Source organism: Lentimicrobiaceae bacterium (genome assembly GCA_023227965.1).
Taxonomy (GTDB): domain Bacteria; phylum Bacteroidota; class Bacteroidia; order Bacteroidales; family JALOCA01; genus JALOCA01.
The window spans coordinates 1-2,609 of record JALOCA010000081.1 but is presented as its reverse complement, the minus strand read 5'-3'; the positions used below and the strand labels follow the sequence as shown (position 1 = coordinate 2,609).

The 2,609-nt window shown below is 63.1% G+C and carries 2 protein-coding genes; both read left to right on the top strand.

The genetic code is table 11. From position 1 onward, the window contains the following. A partial coding sequence (locus tag M0R21_13800; GenBank protein ID MCK9618897.1) for a hypothetical protein occupies window positions 1–301 on the top strand: 301 nt, incomplete at its 5' end. Between the two features lie 43 nt (window positions 302–344). After that, window positions 345–2,609 (top strand): conjugal transfer protein TraG N-terminal domain-containing protein (locus M0R21_13795; GenBank protein ID MCK9618896.1); only part of this gene is annotated, 2,265 nt, incomplete at its 3' end.

Here is a 2,609-nt window from a genome sequence, read left to right as displayed (position 1 = left end):
CGCCCTCGACTACGCCGAGACTTTTATGAGTCGGGCGATTCGCCAGGCATTGAGCGCGCTCTCGCAGACCCTGAAGCGCACCGGGGTCGAGCAGCAGTACGTGGAGACTTTGCGCCAGAACGCGCAGGAGGCCCACCGTCAGTTGCTCGTCGAGAAACAGACCGCGTATGCCAAGGTGCGCTCGGTATCGTCCATGACGCAGGACCTGCAAACCCTGGAACGGCAACTCTGGAGCTCGATGCCGTCGACGGTGAAAGCGATGCTCGACTTCAGCGCCAATTCGGGCGCACGCGGTTCCTAGCCGACCACAACAGTGCGGGCCGTGCCGCCCGGTTCAATCCTCCATGTTTGAAATCTACGCCTACGGCAACGTCGATACCCTGACCGGGGTGTTCAACGCCATCGCCGCCATCATGGGTGGCGACGACTACTTCGGGCTGGTCAAGACCGTCGCGGTGACCGGGGTGCTGGTCGCGGCCTTCGCCGGATTGTTCACGCCGGGTCGGTTTCACGGCTGGAGCTGGCTCATCGGCTTCATGCTGCTCTACTACGGTCTCTTCCTGCCCAGGGCCGATGTCGTGATCGTGGACAAGCTGGGCAGCCAGTCCCCGGTGGTGGTCGGCAATGTTCCGATCGGTGTGGCTTTCTTCGGCCACTACACGAGCAAGGTGGGCGACGTCATGACGCGATTTTTCGAGACCGCGTTCCAGGTGATCCCGGCGCCGAATGCCCAGTTGCCCTCCGAGCTGGCCTACCAGAAGAACGGAGTGCTGTTCGGCAACCGGCTGATCCAGGCCTCCCGCCGGGCCAACGTCGCCGACCCGCAGCTTCGCACCGACCTGATCGCCTACGTCTACAACTGCACCCTCTACGACCTGCAGGACGGCACCATCGACCCGGCGACCTTCTCCCAGAGCACCGACATCTGGGCACTGATGGGAACACCCAATCCGGCGCGGTTCTCGACCTATGGCAACCCGGTGCAGGTCGATACCTGCCCCAACGTCTACACCTACGTCGCCAGCCGCCTGCCGGCCGAAGTCGCTCGTGCCCGCGCGATGCTCGCCTTCCAGTTGAATCCATCGCTGGACCCCACCGCCGCCCAAGGCGTGATCGACAGCCAGATCGAACAGGCCTACTACAAGACCAAGATCGCAACGGCCGCCCAGGGTGCGGCCGACCTCCTGCGCCAGAACATCATGATCAACCTGATGCAGGATACGAGCAGCATCGTCGGGCAGAAGATCAACGACCCTGCATCCATCATGATCGCGACCGCCCGGGCGAACGCCACGGCCTCGATCAATTCGTCTTTCCTGACCATGGGCAAGGTCGCCGAGCAGGCCCTGCCGCTGGTACGCAACGTGATCGAGGCGATCATCTATGCGGTATTCCCGTTCGTGTTCCTGCTGTTTCTGTTGGCGCAGGGCCGGGGCCTCGGACTCGCGCTCAAGAGCTTCGTCCTGAGTCTCGTCTGGATCCAGCTCTGGCCGCCTCTGTATGCGATCCTCAACTACGTGGCCACGCTGGCCAGCGCCAAGAACCTCGAATCCGCAGCGCGCATGGGTGCATCGACCCAGGGCCTGGCCCTCGAAACCGCATCGAGCATCTACCACGGCGCCATCTCCGACCAGGCCGTGGCGGGCTACATGGTGATCTCGATCCCGATCATCGCCACCGCCATCATCAAGGGCGGCGAAGTCGCCTTCCAGGCAGTCACCGGTGTCGGGCCGATGCAGTCGGCCGTGTCGGGAGAGTCGAGTGCGACGAGCAAGGGAAACGTCACCCAGGATTCGGTCTCCATCGACCAGCAGCAACTCGCGCCGAACAGGAGCTCCGCCTTCATGTCGACGACGAGCAATGCTCACGGCAGCACCATTCAGGGCAGCGGGCCGGATGCCGGCGTCTTCCGCTACCAGGCCACCTTGAGCCGGCTGGCCACGACCTTCACCTTCAGCGAGCGCCAGGCCACCTCCCTTTCAGAAAATGCCCGCGAATCGGAAACCCTTGCCAGGACCGAACGCGATTCGATGCAGCGCAGCCAGTCGGCGGCGCTGACCAATGCACTCGGCATCCAGGACAGTTTCGACCGCTCACAACAACGCTCCGGCGCGAGCACCACGTCCGATGGCGGATCCACCTCGACGCAGATCCAGAAACTGAACTCGGTGGCCCGCGAGGTCAACCGGCGGCTGGGATTGGGTGAAGACTCGATTGTTGGCAAGAGCGTCGTCGCATCCGCTTCAGCCGGTGCCAAGATTCCGCTCACTGAAATTGGCGGTCAAATGACGCGAGAGGGTCGACACATGGACCAAGAGCGTCTTCAGAGCGCCCACGACTATGCTCGCAAGGCCGTTGAGACATCGCAGTTGTCGGAAGCCACCGCTCTGGTCAAGGAATTCCGCTCGTCGGATGCCTACCAGTGGGCGCGCGGCAGCCGAACCACCGGCACCTCGGGCTTCGACTCCTCGTATCGCGAGGCAGTTGATCATCAATCCGCCAGTGAGAACGCCTATGGTCGGTCAAAGGAACTCACCCGGGCCGCGCAGTTCATGAGCGAGTGGAGCAGCGGTGCCCAGACTGATTTCACCAACTATGCCGCACGACGG